The 17,103-nt window shown below is 32.0% G+C and carries 14 protein-coding genes; 3 read left to right on the top strand and 11 right to left on the bottom strand.

Going from position 1 to position 17,103, the window contains the following annotated elements:
• Positions 1 to 2: 2 nt before the first annotated feature.
• The 11 genes from Q8X41_RS00470 to Q8X41_RS00420 all read right to left on the bottom strand — a co-directional run bounded on the left by Q8X41_RS00470 (position 3) and on the right by Q8X41_RS00420 (position 12,749).
• Positions 3 to 1,433, bottom strand: coding sequence for a lipopolysaccharide biosynthesis protein (locus Q8X41_RS00470; RefSeq protein WP_397538312.1), 1,431 nt, complete (start codon positions 1,431 to 1,433; stop codon positions 3 to 5).
• A 124-nt stretch (positions 1,434 to 1,557) separates the two neighbouring features.
• A complete protein-coding gene (locus tag Q8X41_RS00465) occupies positions 1,558 to 2,478 on the bottom strand; it encodes a glycosyltransferase family 2 protein (RefSeq protein ID WP_397538311.1) in 921 nt (306 codons plus the stop codon).
• Between the two features lie 102 nt (positions 2,479 to 2,580).
• A complete protein-coding gene (locus Q8X41_RS00460; protein WP_397538310.1) occupies positions 2,581 to 3,792 on the bottom strand; it encodes a glycosyltransferase in 1,212 nt (403 codons plus the stop codon).
• Positions 3,789 to 4,919 carry a non-hydrolyzing UDP-N-acetylglucosamine 2-epimerase gene (wecB, locus tag Q8X41_RS00455; RefSeq protein WP_397538309.1) on the bottom strand — a complete coding sequence of 377 codons (1,131 nt, stop codon included), beginning with the start codon at positions 4,917 to 4,919 and terminating at the stop codon, positions 3,789 to 3,791. Before wecB ends, Q8X41_RS00460 begins: the two co-directional genes overlap by 4 nt.
• 76 nt (positions 4,920 to 4,995) lie before the next feature.
• Entirely contained in the window at positions 4,996 to 6,177 is a 1,182-nt protein-coding gene (locus Q8X41_RS00450) for a hypothetical protein (protein ID WP_397538308.1), read from the bottom strand.
• A 123-nt stretch (positions 6,178 to 6,300) separates the two neighbouring features.
• A complete protein-coding gene (locus Q8X41_RS00445) occupies positions 6,301 to 7,410 on the bottom strand; it encodes a capsular polysaccharide biosynthesis protein CapF (protein ID WP_397538307.1) in 1,110 nt (369 codons plus the stop codon).
• A 15-nt stretch (positions 7,411 to 7,425) separates the two neighbouring features.
• Positions 7,426 to 8,463 (bottom strand): polysaccharide biosynthesis protein, encoded by a 1,038-nt coding sequence (locus Q8X41_RS00440; protein WP_397538306.1) that lies wholly within the window; start codon positions 8,461 to 8,463, stop codon positions 7,426 to 7,428.
• A 2-nt stretch (positions 8,464 to 8,465) separates the two neighbouring features.
• Positions 8,466 to 9,653 (bottom strand): glycosyltransferase family 4 protein, encoded by a 1,188-nt coding sequence (locus tag Q8X41_RS00435; RefSeq protein ID WP_397538305.1) that lies wholly within the window; start codon positions 9,651 to 9,653, stop codon positions 8,466 to 8,468.
• A gap of 26 nt (positions 9,654 to 9,679) precedes the next feature.
• Positions 9,680 to 10,309 (bottom strand): sugar transferase, encoded by a 630-nt coding sequence (locus Q8X41_RS00430; protein WP_397538304.1) that lies wholly within the window; start codon positions 10,307 to 10,309, stop codon positions 9,680 to 9,682.
• A gap of 50 nt (positions 10,310 to 10,359) precedes the next feature.
• A complete protein-coding gene (gene galU, locus Q8X41_RS00425; protein WP_397538303.1) occupies positions 10,360 to 11,262 on the bottom strand; it encodes a UTP--glucose-1-phosphate uridylyltransferase GalU in 903 nt (300 codons plus the stop codon).
• Positions 11,263 to 12,158: 896 nt separating this feature from the next.
• Entirely contained in the window at positions 12,159 to 12,749 is a 591-nt protein-coding gene (locus Q8X41_RS00420) for a peroxidase-related enzyme (RefSeq protein ID WP_397538302.1), read from the bottom strand.
• 559 nt (positions 12,750 to 13,308) lie between these two features.
• On the opposite strand from Q8X41_RS00420, the gene Q8X41_RS00415 reads away from it, so the two are divergent.
• The 3 genes from Q8X41_RS00415 to Q8X41_RS00405 are packed head-to-tail and all read left to right on the top strand — an operon-like array spanning position 13,309 to position 16,979.
• The gene (locus tag Q8X41_RS00415; RefSeq protein WP_397538301.1) at positions 13,309 to 14,472 is read left to right on the top strand and encodes an NAD(P)/FAD-dependent oxidoreductase; all 1,164 of its coding nucleotides are present in this window, start codon (positions 13,309 to 13,311) and stop codon (positions 14,470 to 14,472) included.
• Between the two features lie 30 nt (positions 14,473 to 14,502).
• Positions 14,503 to 15,468 carry an ornithine cyclodeaminase family protein gene (locus Q8X41_RS00410; RefSeq protein WP_397538300.1) on the top strand — a complete coding sequence of 322 codons (966 nt, stop codon included), beginning with the start codon at positions 14,503 to 14,505 and terminating at the stop codon, positions 15,466 to 15,468.
• A 41-nt stretch (positions 15,469 to 15,509) separates the two neighbouring features.
• The gene (locus tag Q8X41_RS00405; protein WP_397538299.1) at positions 15,510 to 16,979 is read left to right on the top strand and encodes a sodium/proline symporter; all 1,470 of its coding nucleotides are present in this window, start codon (positions 15,510 to 15,512) and stop codon (positions 16,977 to 16,979) included.
• The last annotated feature ends 124 nt before the right edge of the window (positions 16,980 to 17,103 follow it).

The raw sequence follows: 17,103 nt of genomic DNA, 5'->3' as shown, positions 1-17,103 counted from the left end.
TATTACACCTCGTTTTTTATTAACTTTGTTTTTCTATTTCTTTTATTCCTTAACATCTCTTTCAAAGTCAATAGTAAATAATTAAAGCATTCTAGTTTAAACATCCTAGCTAATCCAACATATATTGTTACACCAGCAAATACTTGAATAATAATTGTAAATATTGCTATCATCCCAAACCAATGGATAGTGTATACTAAAATTCCCATCACTAGAGATAAAAAAAATGAGGGAATAATATCTTTCCATTGTTCTTGAAAACTATAGGCAATTAGTTTTTGATTAGGATAGGCATTTATAAAAGTAGAAAGGAAACTCATCACTAACGTCCCCCATATTATTCCGTATATACCGAAATTTACACTTATCCCTAAGATGATTAGACTTAGTATTACTTTAATTATTTCAAGTTTTAAAAATAGATCACTTCGTCCTAATGCATTCATTACTTGTAAATTTGCTGTATGAATAGGCCATAATGCATAAGAAATACAAAAAATTTGCAACATTGGAACAGCAGGTAGCCATTTATCTGTCAATAGAATTTTAACTAATGGCTCCGCAATAACAGCCAACCCAATCATAATTGGAAATATGATGAAAGTGGTTGTAACTATTGATCTACGAACAAGCGATTTTATTCTATGATTATCATCTTGATAAAATGATAAAGTAGGAAGCATAACAGAATTAATAGCACCATCAATATTACTAACTATTAGGTTTGGAAATTGCTCTCCCCTATTATAAAAACCTAAAAGTACAGGGTTAAATATCTTTCCTACTAAAAGATTTTGGAAATTTGAGGATAGTGTATCTAATAGACTCGAAATTAGTAGCTTCCATCCAAACGAGAAAAGAATTTTGATTCTTTCCATTGAAAAAATAAAATTGGGTCTCCATTTTACTGTGAACCACAAAATAATTGTAATCATCAATTGATTTGTTAATTGTTGTCCCACCAAAGCCCAAACACCTAAGCTAGCATACGCCATTATAATACCTACTATGCTTGATATGAGAATAGCTCCTAATGTACTAAAAAATAGAATTTTAAATTCCATGTTTCTCGCTATCACAGCATTCTGGACTGAACTAAACGGAGTTATAAACAAAATTAAGGATAAAACTCTTAAAACAGATTCTAGTTGTGGTTCTTTAAAGAATATTGTTAGAAAAGGTGCAGTAAAAAAAAGCATTATATAAAGTATGATTGAAATAAATAAGTTTAGGTAAAAGACAGAAGAAAAATCTAATTCATCAACAGTATTCTTTTGAATAAGTGCAGTATTAAATCCACTTTGAACAAATACTCCTGCAAATGTAATAAAAATAGATACTAATACTATTAAACCGAAATCTTTTGGCTCTAAAAGACGGGCTAAAATAATCATAACTACAAACTGAAAACCTTTAGCCCCTCCTCGCTCCATCAGTTTCCAAATCAGAGAAGATATTATAGTATTTTTTGATATTTTATGAATATGAAATGCACCTCCTCTAATTGTCTATTAATCTATTCATGGATGGTTTTAGATCTCAGTGTGTTAAAACTTGTTATATAATACGCTTAGTTTTTTTTATAATCCACGTTATATCTACTTTATTTCTAAAGTAATTAACAAGCCATTTTGGAAAATAGGTACTCATCTTGAACACTATTATTGTTATTATTCTTTCTTTTTTAGCATTATATAATTCTTTTTTAAATTTATAATTGGAATACTCATTAAAATCATTTAATATTTGAATGATTTCCTTATTTAATTCTATATTTTTTTTTATGTCATTAATACCATTAAATGTTCTTTGTGTCCAAGAGCCAGGGACTCCGGTTCTATATGCAGACATTATTTCGTTTATATAATAAAAGTAACCTTTATTTCCAATTAGTAGAGCAGATGGAAAATCCCCAATACTTGCTTTGAAATACCAACTAGGGAGATCCTCCATTGAGCTTTTTCTATAAACTCTTGAAGCTGTTGGAATATAATATGGCGTTGCCTTTGAAGAAATTTCATCCATATAAACAATCCTATTTTCTTCTGCTATTTTTGCAATAGTACCAGTCGGTTCATTAGAGATATTAACAAACTCAGCCGCATGAAAGACCAAACTACATTCTGGATTTTTTTCTAGGTAGTCTATTTGTTTTTGTAATTTAAATAAATCTGTCCAATAGTCATCTCCCTCACAAACAGCAATATATTTTCCTTTGGCTCTCTTTCTATTAAATTCTTCTACTGCAATACCTTTTGAATATTGATTCTCCGATTGGTATATCGGTTTAATCAACTCAGGATACTTTTTCTCATACTCTCTAATGATATCTGCAGTTTTATCAGTAGAAGCATCATCATGAATCAATATTTCGTACTTAAAATTTGTTTTTTGCATTAAAAAACTATCAATTGCATCTGCGATATATTTTTCATGATTATAAGTAATGCAGTGTATACTCACTAATATATCTTCCATTTATTTTACTCTCCCTACTTGAAAGTAATAATCCCTTCTTAATAGTTAGGTGGAGAAACACCCGAAATTAGACTAAATAATATATCTAGGTTCACCTTCTATTCATGAAAAAGATACTTTACTTTTATAGATATCTATATAATCATTGAATCGATCTTTTTTACTATAATATTGATTTGCCCTTCTTATGCAATTCTCCAAAAAAGCTGCTTTACCTGCTTTAGATACTTTTTCAATTGCACTTCTTAATTCATCAGTATTTCCCTTGTCTACTACAAAACCGCATGTATGATCAATATTTTCTGGGCTCCCACCTGTATCAAATGTGATTACAGGTGTACCGCATGCTAATGATTCAATATTTGTTAAACCCATTACTTCTTCCAGTGTTGGGTTTATAAAGACATCTGCTGTCGAGTAGATTTCAGTTAATACTTTTAGATTCTGTGTCTGAGTTAATCCAATTATGTTTTTTGGTAAGTGAACTATTTGATTTTTCGTTAGACCTATCATTACAATAACTGAATCTTTGTCGATTTTCTTTGAAAGCTCTATAAAATAATCAAATCCCTTTCTAGGTTCCCATATATTTGCTACGCCTAATATTATAAATTTTTCTTCTAAATCATATTTTTTTCTAAAGTTACTTTCTGTATGTCTAAAAACTTCTAAATCTATACCATTATTTATAACTTTAATTTCATATTCACCCAAAAAAGAATTTTTCACTAATTTTGCGAGCCATTTAGATGGAGTTACTATTGTCATATTTTTAATCCCAGTAAATAAATCCCTTTTCTTTACATAATTGTATTTTGAATTATCGAAATTAAAACTAGATGGATATATTTTTTTTTGTGGGCATTGATTACAGCCAGTTTTCCATTTCTCACAGCTAATGTTATCAAAATAAGTACAGTGTCCAGTAAATGGCCAACAATCGTGTAAAGTCCAAATTACAGGCTTATTTGATTTTTTTAGATAATCGAATAATATTTCAATGTTAATGTAATATCCATGAATGTTATGCAAATGAATAACATTAGGATTAAGCTCTTCAACCTTTTTTATAAAGTCTTTAGTTGCTTTTTTCGATCCAAAACCATGTTTATCATATATCCTTGTTAAAGCTACATGAGCATAATTATCAAATTTTGTTCCAATCTTAATTGCTGTATCGCAATTCTTATTAGACTCTCTACCATATGCAATAAAACTTTCATGACCTTGTTCTATCAAGATATTATGGATGTCTGTTGCAATTCTCCCAGTACTCCCTATCCCACACACCGAATTTATCTGTAATACTTTCATAGTTTGTTACTCCAAACAACACGATTGACATAATCCGTGTACGATAAAATTATTCTTAGTACTTTATCCGACACATTAGGCATTGTGTAATCGTTAACTTGTCGAAGTGTATTGATTTCTTGTGATTGTACTACTTCAAGAGCTTGCAATATGCGTTCTTTTTTTAAACCGACCATCATCACTGAAGCCTCTTCCATTGCTTCTGGTTTTTCATGCGCTTGTCTTAAGTTTAGTGCTTTGAATCCTAGTATTGATGATTCTTCACTAATCGTCCCACTATCACTTAGTACAGTTTTTGCCTTCATTTGAAGTTTTACATAATCATTAAACCCTAGTGGCTTCAATGTTTTGATTAATGGATTAAATACTATCTCTTTTGCTTGCATCATATTTCTAGTTCTAGGGTGTGTGCTAATAATAATTGGCATGCTGTATTTTTCTGCTACTGTATTTAAACTTTCAATTAAATCTAAAAAATTCGTTTCTGAATTGATATTTTCTTCTCTATGAGCGGATACAACAAAATAGGCCCCTTCTTCAAGTGCTAAACTTTGTAACACATCTGATTTCTCGATATCCTCTTTTCTTGAATTCAGAACTTCAAACATTGGGCTTCCTGTTTTAATAATTCTATCTGCAGGTAAACCTTCTCTTAACAAATATTCTCTCGCAATATCGCTATATGTTAAGTTAATGTCAGCTGTATGATCAACTATTTTTCTATTGATTTCTTCTGGTACCCTTTGGTCAAAGCATCTGTTTCCTGCTTCCATATGGAAAATCGGGATATGTCTTCTTTTCGCTGCAATTGCACACAAACAACTGTTCGTATCACCTAATACTAAAAATGCATCTGGATTAACTTCTTCCAGAATAGGATCAATCCCCAGTAATATATTTCCAATTGTTTCAATCGCGGTACTTTTTGCTGCATTTAAAAAATAATCTGGTTTTTTTAAGTTAAAATCACGAAAGAATACTTCATTTAATTCATAATCATAGTTTTGTCCTGTATGAACTAAAATATGTTCTATTGCTTCAGACTCTTCTAGTTTGTTAATTACACATGATAGTCTAATTATTTCTGGACGCGTTCCAATAACTGTCATTACCTTTAATTTTTTCATAAAAACACCTCCAATATAAAAATCATAAAATAGTATTTAAACTACTTTTAATCCTATCTTGCAAGTCAAAACTGTGCTAATTCTCCTCATAATTTTGCTCTTGCAAGAGTTGGTATCCGATATAAGTCCAAAAGAAAATAGTTACAGAATTTCCTAAACTAAATAATATATTTTCAAATATAGAGTAAATAAAAATAGACATTATTAAAAATAAAGTATAAAATTCAGAAATTTCATAATAACCTTTTACAAAAATTCTTTTATAAAATACAAATAACATCTTAAATAGAATTAAAATTAAAATAAGAAAACTAAAAATACCTGTTTCAACAATTGTTTTAATATAAAAATTATCAAAAGTAATCCCTGGTATCATGTATCCTTGTCCTTTACCAAAAAACCAATCCCCAATATTTAATTGTTTTAAGTGGATTGTCCAATAAAATACTCTATTACTTGTTAGTTTATTTGCAATTGAATAAAATTCATTTATATTCACGATGATTCGTATTATCAATATCATAGCCAGAGTTAGTAAAGTAAGATTCATTATGTTTTTCAAAATAATAGAGTACACTATATTTAGATTATTTTTTACTAATATAATGTTTTTTGAAAATATCATTAAAAAAATTATTAAGAAAAATAAGAATAATGCAGTTCTACTATCACTGATATAGATTAATGCCGTATAAAAAAAAATTACTAGAAGATATCTCTTACTCTTTGTTAATACATAAACAGCTAATGATGTTAATATCCCACCGAAAGAGAATAAACCTAAAAAATTTGGATTTGTAAAATAAGACTGATATCTTTCTCTATCACCAATTACATAATTACTTCCTCCATCCTTTAACCCAAAAATAAATATGATTAATAATGCAATTAAAAATGACCAATAGAAAACTTTTAATACATTGTGAAAATTACCCTCTTTTAAATTCATATAGTACGGTAGTAAAATTAAAGTTAAAATAAATAAAATTAAGTAGGAGATAAAAATAGGAAAACTTTCATTAAAATTGAAGCTAAAAAGTAAAGAAATAGATATAATAAAAAACCAAATATAAAAGAGGAAAAAAAGTTCACTAGGAAATTTTAATAAATCTTTTTTAATCATTACATTTGCTAAAATCCAAAAAAGTAAGAGCAAACTTAATAAAAATTTTAAATTATATAATATTGGCGCAAATTCAAAACGACCGAATGATAATATATTCGTAACAATTAGTAACCCTAGTAATATGTTCGTCACATCTTCTTCTCCTCCGACTAATCTTAAAAATTAGTAGTAATTACAGAATTGCAATTCTACTAGGATCCAATGTTTCCTTATTTATTCAATATCTCGATCGTTATCTTTAATTTCCCAAAATCTTTACACTTCCAAGAAATAAGTGTCTGGCTTATCTTGTTCAAAGCACTCATTTACCCACATTACTGTTACAAGATCACTTTCTCCCACATTAACTATGGAATGTGTGTATCCAATAGGAATATCTACAACTTCGAGTTTTTCCCCACTTACTCGATATTCAATAATTTCATCAGAATCTAATTTTCTAAACCGAATTAGCCCTTCCCCACTGACGACCAAGAATTTTTCATTTTTCGTATGGTGCCAATGATTTCCTTTTGTGATTCCAGGTTTTGAAACATTTACAGAAACCTGGCCTCTTTCAGGTGTTTTTAAAAATTCCGTAAATGTTCCCCTTTGATCAGTATTCATTTTCAGATGATAAGAAAACTCTTTTTCAGGTAAAAAGCTTAAATACGTACTATAAAGCTTTTTAGTTAGAGCATCTTCCATATTAGGAATTGTTAAATTAGATCTACTTTCTTTGAAACTTTTTAAAAGTTCAGCTAACCTTTCAAGTGTAATTGAATAGGTTATTGGTACAATACAATAGCCATCTTTGATAGTAGGATTACCCTCTAAAGCTCTTAAAAATTCAGCCATTACATCATCTATATAACAAAGATTGAGCTCAGCAACGGAATTGTTGATTTGAATATCAATATCCCTGGAAATATTATGGCAAAACGTTGCTATTACGGTATTATAATTTGGTTTACTCCACTTTCCAAATACATTTTGCAATCGATAAATGTAAATATTCACACCTGTTTCAGCAGAATATTCCAACAATATTTTCTCTGCTGCTTTCTTACTTTTTCCATACAGATTATCTTTTTCAGCCTGAATAGAGGAGGTCAAAAGAATCGGTGCTTTATTTCCATGTTTTTTTAACAGTTCTAGTAAATTAGAAGTTAAATTAAAGTTACCCTCTAAAAATTCTTGTTCATCTTTTGGTCTATTCACTCCTGCAAAATGAAATACAAAATCACATTCTTTTGTATATTGTTCGAGTAAAGAAGCCTCACATTCTCTTGTAAATTCCAAAATATCGTTATACCCCTTATTTTTAAGCTCAGCAATCAGATTTTTCCCTATAAAGCCCTTTGCACCTGTAACAAGAATCTTCATAAATTAATTCCACCTTTATCTAAGTAAGTGAATTTCTTTATTCCATTCTTTAAGCTCATTTTGTACATAATCTAGTTTTAATAATCTTTCTTTTATTTGTTCGATATTCAGGATATGTGTGTTATTAGAGTTGTATTCTTCTATTTGTGTTAGCTTTTTACTACCTTCAACAAAATATTTATCGTAGTTCAGGTTTCTTTGATCAGCGGGTACTCTGAAGAATCCTCCCAAGTCTTCTGCAACTACATATTCTTCCTTCGTAAGTAGTGTTTCATACTGCTTTTCCCCATGACGAGTTCCAATTATTTTAATTTCATTTTCTGCATTAAAAAGTTCCTTAATGGCTAGAGCCAAGTCACCAATAGTACTAGCTGGAGATTTTTGAACCATGATATCTCCCGCATCCGCATGTTTGAAAGCAAAAACAACTAATTCAACTGCCTCTTCTAAATTCATTAAAAACCTTGTCATATCCGGATCTGTCACGGTCATTGGTTGTCCACTTTTAATTTGATCGATAAATAATGGGATAACTGATCCACGAGAAGCCATTACATTGCCATATCTTGTTCCGCAAATAAGCGTTTTCTCTGGATTAGCCGTTTTAGATTTTGCAACAAATACCTTTTCCATCATTGCCTTTGAAATCCCCATTGCATTAATTGGATAGGCGGCTTTGTCAGTTGAAAGGCAGATTATCTTTTCCACTTCGTATTCAATCGCAGCTGTAAGTACATTATCTGTTCCTAAAACATTTGTTTTCACTGCTTCAAGTGGGAAGAACTCACACGAGGGTACTTGTTTTAAAGCTGCTGCATGAAAGATATAATCCACTCCATGCATAGCATTTTTTACACTTGCAATATCTCTTACATCCCCTAAATAGAATTGTAATTTATCATTATTGTATAGTTTGCGAATGTCTCCTTGTTTTTTTTCATCGCGTGAGAAAATGCGTATTTCCTTTATATCTGTATTTAGAAATCTTTTCATTACTGCATTACCAAAGGAACCTGTTCCACCCGTAATAAGCAATGTTTTTTCATTAAACATTTTTAGCCCTCCAACTTATTTAATGTTTCTTCTAATGCCGACATAAAATTACTTTTACTATAGTTTTTAATGTAATAATCATATGAATTTTCCATCATGATTTCTTTCTTATCGCTTTTACAAAACTCCAATATGATATTCGCTAATTCTTTTACATCCTCTGCTGCACAGCAAAAACCACAATCAGCCTCTTTTATGACACGACTCGCCTCACCATTAATTGCACCAATAATAGGTTTACTTGCAGCCATATAGGATTGTACTTTACCAGGAAGTGTGTACGAAATTGCAGTATTATCTTTTAAAGTAATTAACATCGCATCTGCCAAGCTATAATACTGAGGCATTTCACTGATTGGTTTTCTGCCGTAAAAAATAATATTACCTAGTTTTAAATTATTACTAAGCATGATACATTCCTCTAACTTAGATCCATCCCCTACTATATGAAAATTAATGTCATTGTGGTCTCGTAATTCATTTGCTGCTTTGACTATTGTTTCTACGCTCTGCATATCCCCAATATTTCCAGCAAAAACAAAATTGAATTTATTATTCACCGGCATTTCAACTGCTTCGGTAAACAAATCTTCAGCATATTGAGGTATATGTTGTATATTTTCAATATTCATTCCTATTGTGCTTTTAAAATATTCTTTAAACATACTAGAAGTAACTGCCATAGAATCAGCTGAACTATAAATCCATTTAGATACTTTCAAAAAGGGCTTATAAATTATTGAATCTTCTTTAATTCCTCCGGCAGATAGGCTAGCTGGCCATAGATCGAGACAATAAAGCAAAATTTTCGTCTTATATTTTTTCTTATAAACTATTGCTGGAATTCCCATTGTGACGGGTGAAAGCTGGTTTACCAATACAACATCAAACTTTTCATTTATAGTCAAAGCTTTTATAGAGGCTGAAACAGTAAAACTAAGGTAATTCAAAAAAAGTTGAAATTTTCTACTTCCTCGACCAATTTCAAAACTTCTTATAACTTTTACACCGCTAATTATTTCATGCCTCTTCTTACCAAAACGATAATCTTTAAATATTTTCCCCTCTGGGTAGTTAGGAAGGCCCGTTAATACAGTGACATCATGCCCTTCCTTAGCAAGTGATTCACATATATCAGTAATTCGAAAAGGCTCTGGGTAGTAATACTGGCAAATGACTAGTATTTTCATTATTTCATCAGCCTCCCATTCATAACCTACTTAACCTTTAATCTTTTCGTGATCTGAATTTCTTCTTTTACTTCAGCACCTTCAACATACCCATCGCTTTTTAACACACTTACAATAGTCATGATAAAACACTTGCAATCCATCCAAAAATTGAGATGCTTCACGTAATAACCATCTAACTTTGCCTTCAATTCAATAGGGAGTTCATCTCTTCCATTTATTTGTGCCCAACCCGTTAGGCCAGGTTTTATATCATTTGCTTTATACTTCTCTCTTTCTTCTATTAAGTCGTATTGATTCCAAAGTGCTGGCCGAGGACCAATAATACTCATTTGGCCAATAAAAATATTCCAAATCTGAGGTAATTCATCAAGTGAAGTTTTTCTTAAAAATTTACCCATTCTCGTTATATATTTATCTGGATTTTCTAGAAGGTGCGTAGGGGTATCTTTTGGTGTGTCTATTCGCATAGTTCGAAACTTTAGTATTTTGAAATGACTCATATGAATTCCAATACGATTTTGTTTAAATAGAATTGGACCTTTTGAATCAATCTTTATTGCTATAATTAACACTACAAATAATGGAGATAATATGACTATTCCTAATAATGAGAGGACAATATCAAACAATCTTTTTATGTTTAAATAAGTCATATTATGTATCCTCCATTTTTTTTATAGAATTATTTCATCATACATATTAATTAATATAGTGATTTAAAATTAGCAATTTCTAGTTTGTTTTTTTCTAATTTTTGTATTAGATATCTCATTAATTCATCTTTAATTTCTTCATCCTTCAAAGCCATATCAATCGTTGTCTTCACAAATCCCAACTTCTCCCCAACATCATATCGCTTACCTTCAAAATCATATGCAAATACCACTTGAACCTCATTCAACTTCTGAATTGCATCTGTCAGCTGAATCTCATTGCCTGTACCCGTTTCTAATTTGTCGAGAAAGTCAAAAATCTCAGGTGTTAAAATGTAACGACCCATGATAGCTAAGTTAGAAGGAGCTGTTCCTAGTGCTGGTTTTTCTACAAAGGTATCAACTTGATAACGTCTACCCTTCATCACACTTGGAGCTATAATTCCATAACGTTGCGTTTCTTCATCAGAAACTTTTTGTACGCCTACTATGGATAATTCAGTCTCCTCATATTGTTCAATTAATTGTTTTAGACATGGTTTTTCAGCTTGAACAATGTCATCACCAAGTAAGACGGCAAATGGTTCATCACCAATGAATTTGCGAGCACACCAAATGGCATGACCTAAGCCTTTTGGCTCTTTTTGCCGAATGTAGTGAATTTCTACTTTTGAGGATTGGTTGATTTTGTCCAAAAGTTCAAAGTTCCCTTTTTTCATTAAATTATCTTCCAGTTCAAAGTTACGATCAAAATGGTCTTCGATTGCCCTTTTGCCTTTTCCGGTAACAATAATAATTTCCTCAATACCTGATTCGATTGCTTCTTCAACGATGTATTCGATTGTAGGTCTGTCTACAATCGGAAGCATTTCCTTTGGCATAGCCTTGGTTGCGGGTAAAAAGCGAGTACCTAAACCTGCTGCTGGAATAATGGCTTTTTTTATTTTTTTCAAATTTAACACCTCTTGACCATTCGAATTAGTTTGAATTCATAAACCTGTTTCCTAAAAATCTATATCTATTACTTACTTCCATTTCGCTTGGTTCAATTATTGACTCTTTATTAATAAGCGCTCATTACGGATTTTATGAATAAAGATATTGCTTTAAATATAAATTATTATTGGAATTAATTATTTTCACACTTGTTGCACTACATTCCTCTATTAGTTGGAAATATCCTTTTTTAAAAGTAATAATGAGCACTTTTATCGATTGATTAAGCCTATTTCATCCATCATCGACAATAAATTTGTTAATGTTATGAATGACGATTGTCTAGTTGATGTGTGTGAAGCCTGAAATCTTTTTCTCAGAAAATTTCAGTAGTACTTTCGCATTAACCGATAGTTTTTACTTCATGTAATGCATGTCGAAAAGGATGACCTTGTCTTCCCTGGTCAGCTAAAATTACTGCGTATGTTACAGCTAGTAGTTGAAAACGACAAAATAATCATGTCATTTGATATTTATGTAATGAATATAGTGTTTTACAATCTGGTGTGTGTAGTGAGATGAAAGTTGATTACTTTGCCAAAGTCACTTGAAATTTGAGGAAATCGAATTTTTGTATTTATTTTATTTGATTCGTCCGGTATTGTTGGAATTGTTAGTTTAAGCATATTGCAATAAATGCAAATTGATCTTTTTACTTAATTGGCAAAAAATCTGTGATATTTGGAGATGGTCGTGAAGAAATAGTTCTACATAAAACATATGACTATTATCATAAAATATTCTCTATTAATAAAAACATTTTTGACTAAATAGTTTTGTTTAATTTTTTGAGGAGATAGTTGCTTAATTTTTATGAATAAAAGATGCACAATGAAGTCATTGTGCATCTTTTTTATCGGTTATGTGAATAATGCCCCGGATTCGGTATGGCTCCTATCGTACTTACCCAGCGGTTGGTGTAGTTGAAGAAGCCTGCGACAAATGCTGCTTCCAAAATTTCGTGGTCATTGAAGCCTACTGCTCTTAGTTTGTCTATTTCATCAGGAGTTAGCTCTGCTACATTTTTTGTTGCTCGATAGGCGTAATCACAAAGTGCCCGTTGCTTCTCTGTTAATTCCGCCGATCGATAATTATAGGTTAACTTATCTACCCATTCAGGATTTTTTGTTAATCCACGTAGCACATCGCCATGGGTGGTCAGGCAATAATTGCAGGAATTTGTAGATGACACAACAAGGCCGATCATCTCTTTGTCTATATTGCTTAAATAACAAGTTTCTGGATTAAATAAAGACTCTTTGAAATTTAAAAAGCCTTTATATTGATGTGCATTTAGTGGCAATATTTTTAATAAATGGTTAAAAAATCCCTGTTGCTCCATTTGCCCATCAATTGCTGCTTCAAACTCCTGCTGCAAATCTGCAGGAACCTCTTCCATATTTGGTTTCTCTAAATAAGAATACTTTTTATCATCCATTGTCATAAATATCTCCCCTTTCAGCATGCAATCATAAAATTTAACGCTGGAATACTCAACTTTTCTATATAAATATGAGTCTTTAACTTATTTATGTGTTTTCCCTTTTAGTTTTCTTCAAAACTATAAAGTTATTTGCAATTTGTCCTCCTTTTAATTATCTGAAAATTCACCTATTTAAAATATAAATTATTTTATCCAATAAAACAAATTATTTTTATAGGATTTAAATCATTCATGATTTGTGAGATGCCCGAATAAAAAACGGATAAACCGTGTTGTGTTAAGAAAATTGTTTTGTATATTCGGATAGTAAAACAATGCTTTCGCAAAATACTTTTCATACTATTAAATTGTAAAGTTTGTTAAAAAATTATTTGTGCAAAGTGCCCAATGAATAAACATACAAAGTTGCTTCATTTTATTTATTAAATTTTATCTTTCTCATAATTCCCTAGCAATTTAGCTCTTATATTTGTGCAGATTGCACATTTTTTATCCTTCGTTTTTATAATATATATTAACTATCTAAATTTTCAAAAAATAATGAAGACGGAGGGTTTCTATGAAAAATGCTGATATTATCATTGTAGGCGGTGGTGTTATGGGTTCTAGCACTGCTTATTCACTACGGAAAATTGGTTTTGATGGAAGAATCATTGTTTTTGAAAAGGATCCTATTTATGAATACTCATCCACTCCTAGAAGTGCTGGAGGAATTCGGCAATTATACACAACAGCTATTAATATTCAAATCAGTCGTTACAGTTTGCAGTTTTACAAAAACTTCCCGAATACTATGGAAATTGATGGAGAACCTTCAGAAATTAATTTCCGCCAAAGGGGTTATCTATTTTTAGGAACAGATCAGATGATGGCTGGTTTAGAAAAGCAAAGAGCTCTGCAAAACGAATACGGCGTACCATCCGAAGTATTAAGTGCAAATGATTTACTTAACATTATTCCAGAATTAAATAGTGAAGACTTAGCTGGTGGCCTTTATTGCCATGAGGACGGCTATCTCGATCCATATTCAGTCATGCAAGGTTTCAAAAAGAATGCTCAGAAGATGGGCGTAGAATATATTTCTGAAGAAGTTGATACGATTTTAACCCAGCAAAATCGAGTAACTGGGGTTCGACTTATCAATGGAACAGAGTTCAATTCGCCAATTGTGATTAATTGTGCTGGTGCATGGGGTGTTTATTTAAGTGAAAAGATCGGTATTCCACTCCCTATCCATCCTTTAAAACGTCAAATTTTCCTGTTTGATACGGCTACCCCATTAGAGAAAGAATTGCCTCTTACAGTAGATCCAACAAATGTGTATTTCCGTCACGAAGGAGATAAAATTTTATGTGGATACTCCGAAAATGTAAAACCAGGTATCGATTTTACGGTGCAGCGTTCACTTTTCTATGATGAAATGTGGCCTATTTTAGCTAACCGAGTGAAAAATTTTGAAAGAGCTAAGATATCAACTGCTTGGGCTGGTTTATATAGTTTTAATACCGTTGATCATAATGCGATTATCGGAAATCACCCATCGATGAAAGGCTACTATATGGCTTTAGGATTTAGTGGTCATGGCATGCAACAAGCACCTGCAGTTGGACAAGGCTTAGCCGAACTGATTCATTTAGGAAAATATGAAAATATTGATTTACGACCACTTCGAGTTGAAAGATTTTCCGAAAATGATCTTGTATTAGAGGATGCGATTGTATAGTAAAAAAGGTTAGAAGGAGGTTATCATTCTTTGCTTATACTAAACGAAAGAGATATTTTGCAAGCGGTTACGATGAATGATGTGATCCTTGCCATTGAAGAAGCCTACGTTCTCTATGAAAGTAATGATTTCCAAATGCCCCTACGAAATCAAATGACAGATCAAGATAATACCATGCTTCTAATGCCATGTGTTGCAAAGGACTCCACAAGCTTAAAAATCGTCCATGTTTTTCCAAATAATCATGAATATCCCGTAACTCAAGGAGTCATGATGCTGAATGATCGTGAAAATGGAACGATTAAAGGAATCCTCAATGGTACTGTTTTAACTGGTATTAGAACTGGAGCTATTGGTGGTGTAACCATCAAATACTTAGCTCCTGAAAATGCTCATTCAGTTGGATTAATTGGTACAGGATTTCAAGGTCTGCATCAATTGATTGCTGCATGTACTGTAAGAAATATCAAGGACATCTACCTATATAATCGGACATCATCTAAACTTCCATCCTTTGTACAAGCCCTAAGAAATCAAATAGCTAAAGAAATAGAAATTCACATCGTGAACAGTACTTCAGAGTTAGTAGATCAAGCAGATATTATAGTAACAGCAACAACCTCAAATTCACCTGTACTACCAACTATTCAGAATGCTTTTAATGGAAAGCTAATTATTGGCATTGGATCTTATCAGCCTCAAATGAGAGAGTTTTCAGAGACAATTTATAATAATCTAGATTTTTTATACGTTGATACGTTAGATGCTATTCATGAAAGTGGTGATGTGATTGACCCTATTCAACATAATTGGCTAGTAGAATCACAAGTCATTTCATTTTCAAAAGTGATTACCCAAAAGATCCACCCTACATTTTCAGAACATCGCCCAACCGTATTTAAATCCACTGGAATGGCCCTTTTCGATTTGGTTGTCGCTAATGTTATTTATGAAAAAGCTTTGAATCAGCAAATTGGACAATATGTTAATCTGTAACTTTTAGCTTGTATTCACCTCAAAAATAAGGAGATGATTATTTGAATACAGTTGTTTTGGTTGAATTTATCCTTTATTGCATTTTCATGCTAGGAGTTGGTTATTTCTTTAGCCGAAGGGACATGGGGCATTCTGATTTCCTTTTAGGTGGTAAGAAAATACCAGGATGGGTGTTAGCTTTTTCTGAGCGGGCAACGGGAGAATCTGCTTGGTTACTCTTAGGATACACTGGATTTGTCTATACAACTGGTTTATCTGGAATTTGGGTAGCTGTAGGTATAGCGCTAGGTATCGTTTTTTCTTGGTTATTTTTAGCGAAACGATTTATGCAAGATGCAGAAAAATATCAGGTTATGACTCTTCCTGGATATCTAGCAAAGAGATTTCCAACTCATGGAAAACTAATTTTGTGGATGTCAACCATTCTTATCTTTAGTTTTATGATGTTCTATTTTGGCGCACAAATTGCTGGAGCTGGAAAAACGCTTTTCACAGTTTTCGGTATTCATACAACAGTTGGAATGCTCCTAAGTATTATCATTGTCATACTCTTATCGTACGCAGGTGGATTTGTCAGTGTCGCATGGACAGATATGATTCAAAGTATAATGATGCTTGCTACATTAGTGATCCTTCCAATTGTTGCGCTCTATAATATCTATACAGGAGATTTGTCAATTAGTCATGCATTAAGAGCATCAGGCTCAGAGATTAATTCTTGGACAGGTGGAGTTACAGGTTTTGCATTAGGTCTACTATTTTTTAATAATTTTGCTTGGTTCTTTGGCTTCCTTGGTGGACAACCACAACTTAGTTCCCGCTTTATGGCTTTGAAAAATAAAAAAGAAGCGAACACAGGTAGTATTGTTGCGATAGTTTGGACAATTTTAGCCTATTGTGGAGCATTTCTAATTGGTATTACCGCCATTACACTTTATCAGGATCATCAGTTCGCAGATGTTGAAACAATTCTACCTTATATGGCCCTTGATCTCCTCCCACCTTGGATAGCTGGACTTTTACTTTCAGGAATTCTTGCCGCAATCATTTCTACCGCTGATTCACAGCTTTTAGTCATGACTAGCTCAGTAAGTGAAGACATTGTAACTAAAGCAATGGGGAAAAAGTTGACAGAAAAGCAACTGGTTAAGGTTTCGAGAATCACCATCATCGTAGCTGGTTTAGTGGGTTTACTCATTGCCTTAACATCAAAATCACTTGTGTACTTAGTAGTTAGCTGGGCTTGGGCAGGAGTTGGTTGTACCTTATCGCCTGCTATTATTCTTACATTTATATGGAAGCGGTATTCGGGGATTGGCGTTATTGCCACAGTCCTTGCAGGTTTCTTCAGTACTGTTATCTGGATTTCTACACCACTTGAAGCGATCATCAGTTCTCGATTCACTACCTTTATCATAGCTGCATTATTCGGGATAGTATTTAGTCTTCTTTTCCCAGATAAACAAAAAGAGCAAGCACAAATTGAAAAGATAGATGATTTAGCAGTATAAAAAATTAGGCCTACAAGGTTCTCTTTAAAGAATCTTAGTAGGCCATTATTATTTGTATTCGGCTGTGTGAAAGGTCAGTGTTAATAGTTTACATCTTAACACTGACCTTTCACATAGGCTGATT

Origin of the sequence: Rummeliibacillus pycnus, assembly GCF_044359855.1 — a bacterium.
GTDB lineage: Bacteria > Bacillota > Bacilli > Bacillales_A > Planococcaceae > Rummeliibacillus > Rummeliibacillus pycnus_A.
This window is presented reverse-complemented; position numbering and strand designations above follow the sequence as displayed.

Bases quoted from the DNA above. Each gene is read 5' to 3' on its own strand.
- Q8X41_RS00470 (WP_397538312.1), bottom strand. From the start codon at position 1,433: ATGGAGCGAGGAGGGGCTAAAGGTTTTCAGTTTGTAGTTATGATTATT.
- Q8X41_RS00465 (WP_397538311.1), bottom strand. From the start codon at position 2,478: ATGGAAGATATATTAGTGAGTATACACTGCATTACTTATAATCATGAA.
- Q8X41_RS00460 (WP_397538310.1), bottom strand. From the start codon at position 3,792: ATGAAAGTATTACAGATAAATTCGGTGTGTGGGATAGGGAGTACTGGG.
- wecB (WP_397538309.1), bottom strand. From the start codon at position 4,919: ATGAAAAAATTAAAGGTAATGACAGTTATTGGAACGCGTCCAGAAATA.
- Q8X41_RS00445 (WP_397538307.1), bottom strand. From the start codon at position 7,410: ATGAAGATTCTTGTTACAGGTGCAAAGGGCTTTATAGGGAAAAATCTG.
- Q8X41_RS00440 (WP_397538306.1), bottom strand. From the start codon at position 8,463: ATGTTTAATGAAAAAACATTGCTTATTACGGGTGGAACAGGTTCCTTT.
- Q8X41_RS00435 (WP_397538305.1), bottom strand. From the start codon at position 9,653: ATGAAAATACTAGTCATTTGCCAGTATTACTACCCAGAGCCTTTTCGA.
- Q8X41_RS00430 (WP_397538304.1), bottom strand. From the start codon at position 10,309: ATGACTTATTTAAACATAAAAAGATTGTTTGATATTGTCCTCTCATTA.
- Q8X41_RS00420 (WP_397538302.1), bottom strand. From the start codon at position 12,749: ATGACAATGGATGATAAAAAGTATTCTTATTTAGAGAAACCAAATATG.
- Q8X41_RS00415 (WP_397538301.1), top strand. From the start codon at position 13,309: ATGAAAAATGCTGATATTATCATTGTAGGCGGTGGTGTTATGGGTTCT.